We start from the raw sequence: 5906 nt of genomic DNA, 5'->3' as shown, positions 1-5906 counted from the left end.
CGACGCGGCGCGGGCGGGCGGCCCCCGGGCCCCGGACGGACTGCCCGGAGCGGACGGCCCCGACACCCCGCAGGGCGGGCAGAGCGCCCTGCACGGCGCGCCCGGCAGGAGCGCCCCGCCCCGCCCCACGACTCGCGCCGAGATCATCACCCGGGCCAAGGTGTGGGTCGCCGCGAAGGTTCCGTACAGCATGCGGAAGTTCTGGTCCGACGGATACCGGCAGGACTGCTCGGGCTATGTCTCGATGGCCTGGAATCTCGGCGGAAACGAATGGACGGGCAGCCTCGGCCAGTACGGGACGCGAATCTCCAAGGACGAGCTGCAACCCGGCGACATTCTCCTGTTCCACAATCCGGCGAACCCGGAGAGAGGTTCGCACGTGACACTGTTCGGCGGCTGGACCGACTACACCCGTACCTATTACCTCGCCTATGAGCAGGCCCGCCCGCACACCCGCAGGCAGGCCACGCCGTACGCGTACTGGACCGACAGCGACCGCTATCTGGCGTACCGCTACAAAGGGCTGCGCCCGACCGGCGAGCCCGGCTCCGGCGAGCCCGGCAGCGCCGGGGGGCCCGGCTCCGGCCAGGCCGCGCCGGCGCGGTTCCCGGGGGCGGGGCACTTCGGGCCCGGCGCCGACAACAAGCACGTCACGCGGCTCGGCGAGATGCTGGTCGCCCGTGGCGGCGGCCGTTTCTACCGCACGGGCCCCGGCCCGCGCTGGAGCGACGCCGACCTCGGGGCGACTCGGGCGTTCCAGCGGGCGCAGGGCTGGACCGGCGCCGACGCGGACGGGCTGCCGGGGCCGACGACGTGGTCGTACCTGGTGGGCGGGAAGGGCAAGGACATTCCGGGCGGTACGGCAGGCGGCCCCGACGGCCGCCCCGGCGGCGGTCCGGAGGGGGTTCGGCCCGGGGCTGCCGGGGCCCCGGCCTTCCCCGGCAAGGCGCACTTCCGGCCGGGCCGGTCCAGCGCGTACGTGACCCAGCTCGGCCGGCAGCTCGTGCGCAGGGGCTTCGGCAAGCACTACGCCGAGGGGCCCGGGCCGCGCTGGGGCGAGGCGGACCGGCGCGCGGTCGAGGCGTTCCAGCGGGCGCAGGGGTGGCGGGGCGGGGCGGCCGACGGGATGCCGGGGCCGGAGACGTGGCGGCGGCTCTTCGCGTGAGGGGCCCTGGTCTTCGCGTGAGGACTCCTCGCGCGGTACGGAACTCATGACGGAGGCACGGATGAGTACGACGACACAGCGGCCGCGGGACCCCGGCGAGGGGGCGGGCCCGGCCGTTCCTTCCGGCCCGCCCGGTCCTTCGGGGCTCGCCGGGCGTCCGTCGCGCCTGATCCACAGCGAGGCCACGACGGAGATCCCCGTCCACCTGCTCTTCCGTGACGACCCCCAGGACATGGGGGCGGTGCCGGTCGGGCCGACGGTGGTGCGGCGGGAGCCGGTCCTTGCGGGTGGGGCTTCGGGTGGGGCGCGGCGGGTGGGGCGGCCGTCGGGGTCTGCGGCTGCGGCTGCGGCTGCGGCTGCGTCCACGACTTCGCCTGCGTCGGCCGCGTCGGCCGCGTCGACCTTGTCGTCCGCGCAGGCCGCGCCGTCCGCCCCCGATGTCGCCGACCCCGGGCTCGTCGAGCGTCGTGCCCGGGTGCTGCCCGGGGCGGCCGGGGTGATCGGCGGGAGTGTGGGCGTGGCCGGGTGCCTGCTCGCGCTGTGGTGGGCGGGGGTGCTGCCCGGGCCGGTGGTGCGGCTCGCCGGGCTGCCGGGGCACGGCGGGGCCGGGGCGGCCGGGATCTCCGGGGCGCAGTGGACCGCGCTCGCCGGGTCCGGGGTGCTCGCGCTCTTCGGGTTCGGCGGGCTCGCGCGGGGCCGGGTCGGCGGGGCGTGGGTGCTCACGCTGTTCGGCCGGTACCGGGGGAGCGTGCGGCGCACCGGGCTGCTGTGGGTGAACCCGCTGCTGCTGCGGCGCCGTGTCGACGTACGCCTGCGGCACTGGCGCAGCGAGCCGATGGCCGCCGTGGACCGTTCCGGGGTCGCGCTGCGCGTCGTGGTGCTCGTGGTGTGGCGGGTCAGGGACACCGCGCGGGCGACGCTCGCCGTCGCGGACCACCAGGAGTATCTGCGCGAGTGCGTCGAGGCGAGCACCGCGCGGGTCCTGTCCGGGCTGCCCGCCGACGCCTTCCACGACGAGGCGCCGACCCTGCGGGACGCGGAGGCGGTCGGCGACGCGCTGACGCGGGCGCTCGCGGCGCAGGCGGAGCCGGTGGGCGTGGAGGTCTTCTCCGTGCAGCCGACGCGCATCGAGTACGCGCCGGAGGTCGCCGCCGCCATGCACCGCCGCCGGATCGCCGCGCTCGACGCGCGCCACCGCGACAGCGTGCTCACGTCGGTGGTGGACTCCGTGGAGGACACGGTGACCCGGCTGACCGCGCGGGGCCTGGTCGAGCTCGACGACTACGAGCGCACGGCGCTGGTGAAGGACCTGACGGTGGCGTTCTGCACGGGCCGGGGCGGCGGCGAGGGGGCCTAGGGGCGGTTCCGGCGGTCAGGCGGTACGGCGGGTCGGGTCGGGTCGGGTCGTCGTAGAGTCCCCGCCCATGAAGCTGACGCGACTGGCGGCGGACGCCTGGGAACTGACCGCGCGCGGCCCCCGCGTCGTCGTGGGCCTCGCGGGCCCGCCCGGCGCCGGGAAGTCCACGCTCGCCCGCGCCCTGGTCGCCGCGATCGGCGAGGGCGCCGCCTACCTCCCCCTCGACGGCTTCCACCTCTCCAACGCCCAGTTGGAGCGCCTCGGCCTGACCTCCCGCAAGGGCTCGGAGCCGAGCTTCGACGTGCACGGGTACGTGGCCCTGCTGCGCCGGGTCCTCGACGACACCGCGAGCGGCGCCGACATCTACGTACCCGACTACGACCGCACCCTCCACGAGCCCGTCGCCGCGCGCCACCGCGTCCCGCCCGCCGCGCGGCTCGTGGTCACCGAGGGCAACTACCTGGCCTGCGACCTGCCGGGGTGGCGGGCGGCGCGGAAGCTGATGGCGGCTTGCTGGTACGTCGACGCGCCCGGCGACGTACGCCGAACGCGGCTGGTGGAGCGGCAGTTGGCCGGTGGTCGAGGGCCGCGGGAGGCGCGGGCCTGGGTGGCGGACAACGACGCTCCGAACGGTGAACTTGTGGAGGAATCGCGCGGGCGGTGCGACCGGATCCTCTCCACGATTGGTATGGACATGTTCAACTGCTCGCCATAATCTGAGACTTGGTCTAGACCGCACTTCCCCGCATCACCAGCACATGACACACCCCCCCCATCGCCCCAGAGGTACGCAGCAGTCTCGGGAACCGACGGTGCCTCGACGGGCGACGCACGACCGTAAGCGCGCGCACGGCTCATGGAACACCCCCACGTTCTTCAGGAGCGGCAGCATGCGAAAGAAGATCTCCGCGGCCATGCTCGGGATGGCGACGGTGGGAGCGTTCGTGCTCTCGACCGGCGGCGCCAGCAGCCATGGCTACACCGACCTGCCAGCAAGCCGTCAGATCAACTGCGCCAAGGGCGTGGTGACCGGCTGCGGCGCGATCCAGTACGAACCGCAGAGCGTCGAGGGCCCCAAGGGCTTCCCCGGCGGCGGTCCGGCCGACGGAAAGATATGTTCCGCCGGCATCGCGGGCTTCAGCTCGCTGGACAAGGCGACCAAGCCGGGCGGCGGCGCCTGGCCCACGACGAAGGTCTCGGCCGGTCAGAACTACAGCTTCCGCTGGCAGTTCACGGCACGGCACCGCACCACGGACTTCAAGTACTACATCACCAAGCAGGGCTGGAACGAGGGCCAGCCGGTCACGCGGGCGGCGCTCGACACCCAGCCGTTCCTCAACGTGCCCTACGGCGGCCAGCAGCCGCCCGCGACCCTGTCGCACAGCGGCACGATCCCCGGCGGCCGCAGCGGTCACCACGTGATCGTGGCGGTGTGGACCGTCCACGACACGTCGAACGCGTTCTACGCCTGCTCGGACGTCCAGTTCTGACGGCCCTGGCAGTCCTGATGGCCTTGACGGGCCTGACGGTCCTCGGCGGTCCCGCCACCCCCCACGGGTAAGTTCTGCGCACGCCGTACGCCGCCACGGTGACGGCGTGCGCAGACTCTCCACTTCTGACGATGCGTCAACTACCGTGCGCCGCCATGGAACTCGACGGAACAGTCGCGGAACTGGTGCGGGCGCGGTGGGGCGATCACCGCCCCGGGCTGCGCTTCGAGGACCTGGTGCTCAGCCACCACCAGGTCGCCGCGGGCGCCGCGGCACGGGCCGCGCTGCTGCGCGACCTGCTGAGCCCGCGCCGCGAGCCGCACATCGGGATCCTGCTCGACAACACCCCTGAATATCCGCTGTGGCTGAGTGCCGCCGCGCTGGCCGGGGTGGCCGTCGCCGGGATCAACCCGACGCGGCGCGGCGCCGAACTCGCCCGCGACATCCGGCACACCGACTGCCAGGTCCTGCTCACCGAGCGGGCCCACCTGCCGCTGCTCACCGGCCTCGAACTGCCGGGCGTGCGCGTCCTGGTCACCGACACCGCCGCGTACGCGGAACTCCTCGCGCCGTACGAGGGCGCCGAGCCGTCGGTGTCGGCGGCCGTCACCCCGGCGAGCCGGATGCTCCTCTACTTCACCTCCGGGTCGACCGGCGCGCCCAAGGCCGCCCTGTGCAGCCAGCGGCGGCTCGCGGCGGCGGGCCGCTCCCTCGTGACCCACTTCGGTGTAAGCGCCGACGACGTGCACTACATCTGCATGCCCATGTTCCACGGCAACGCGGTGATCGCCGACTGGGCGCCCGCGCTCGCCGCCGGCGCCGGGATCGCGCTGCGGCGGCGCTTCTCGGCGTCCGGATTCCTCGACGACGTACGGGACTTCGGGGCGACGTACTTCACGTACGTGGGCCGTGCCGTGCAGTACATCCTCGCTACGCCCGCACGCGACGACGACCGCGCGCACCGGCTGCGCGTCGGCTTCGGCACGGAGGCCGGGGCGGTGGACGCGCGGCGGTTCGAGGAGCGGTTCGGGGTGCGGCTCGTCGAGGGGTACGGGTCGTCGGAGGGCGGCGCGGCCGTCCAGCGCACGGCCGGGACGCCCGACGGGGCGATCGGGCGGGCCGCGCCCGGGGACGACCTCGCCGTGCTCGACCCGGACACGGGCGCGGAGTGCGCCCCGGCCGAGTTCGGCCCGGGCGGGCGGCTGCTGAACGGGGACGCGGCGATCGGCGAGCTGGTCAACCGGGGGCGCAGTCCCTTCGAGGGCTACTGGCGCAATCCCGAGGCCGACGCGGAGCGGGTGCGCGGCGACGGGTGGTACTGGACCGGGGACCTCTTCTACCGCGACGCGGCCGGGTACCTCTACTTCGCCGGGCGCGCGGACGACCGGCTGCGGGTCGACAGCGAGAACCTCGCGGCCGCGGTGATCGAGGCGATCCTCGCGCGCTGGGAGCCGGTGGTGGGCGCCGCCGTGTACGCCGTGCCGGACCCCGTCGCCGGGGACCAGGTCATGGCCGCGCTCGCCCTCCGCGACGGCGAGGTCTTCGACCCGCTCGCCTTCGCGGAGTTCCTGCTGGCGCAGGGGGACTTGGGGACGAAGATGGCGCCCCGGTTCGTCCGGGTCCTGCCCCGGCTGCCGGTGACGGCCACGAACAAGGTGGCGCGGGGGGTATTGCGGGGGGAGGGGTTCCGCTGCGCGGGGCCGGTGTGGTGGCGGCCGCGTGGGAGCGGGGCGTATCGGGAGTTCGGGGAGGCTGATGTGGCGGGGGTTGTGGGGGAGTTCAGGGAGAGGGGGAGGGAGGGCTTGCTGGGGTTGGGGGCCAGGGCTGAGGTGCCGACTGCGTCCCGTGGGGCGAGCCGGGGCGGGCGGGTGGGAGAACCGCCGCGGAGCGGCGG

At 74.7% G+C, this 5906-nt stretch carries 5 protein-coding genes; all 5 read left to right on the top strand.

Going from position 1 to position 5906, the window contains the following annotated elements; all coding sequences use genetic code 11:
* A partial coding sequence (locus tag STRAU_RS17210) for a peptidoglycan-binding protein (RefSeq protein ID WP_037660042.1) occupies positions 1 to 1165 on the top strand: 1165 nt, incomplete at its 5' end.
* A 61-nt stretch (positions 1166 to 1226) separates the two neighbouring features.
* Positions 1227 to 2522 carry an SPFH domain-containing protein gene (locus tag STRAU_RS17205; protein WP_106967953.1) on the top strand — a complete coding sequence of 432 codons (1296 nt, stop codon included), beginning with the start codon at positions 1227 to 1229 and terminating at the stop codon, positions 2520 to 2522.
* Between the two features lie 67 nt (positions 2523 to 2589).
* Complete coding sequence (locus STRAU_RS17200) at positions 2590 to 3237, top strand: nucleoside/nucleotide kinase family protein (protein ID WP_016641618.1); 648 nt, start codon at positions 2590 to 2592, stop codon at positions 3235 to 3237.
* 175 nt (positions 3238 to 3412) lie between these two features.
* Complete coding sequence (locus STRAU_RS17195; RefSeq protein WP_016641617.1) at positions 3413 to 4012, top strand: lytic polysaccharide monooxygenase auxiliary activity family 9 protein; 600 nt, start codon at positions 3413 to 3415, stop codon at positions 4010 to 4012.
* A 155-nt stretch (positions 4013 to 4167) separates the two neighbouring features.
* The coding region (locus tag STRAU_RS17190; protein ID WP_106967952.1) for an AMP-binding protein at positions 4168 to 5906 on the top strand (1739 nt) is incomplete at its 3' end.

Source organism: Streptomyces aurantiacus JA 4570 (assembly GCF_000414115.1).
Taxonomy (GTDB): Bacteria; Actinomycetota; Actinomycetes; order Streptomycetales; family Streptomycetaceae; genus Streptomyces; species Streptomyces aurantiacus_A.
Note: the sequence above shows the minus strand (reverse complement) of the source record. Positions and strands in the feature narration are given on the sequence as shown.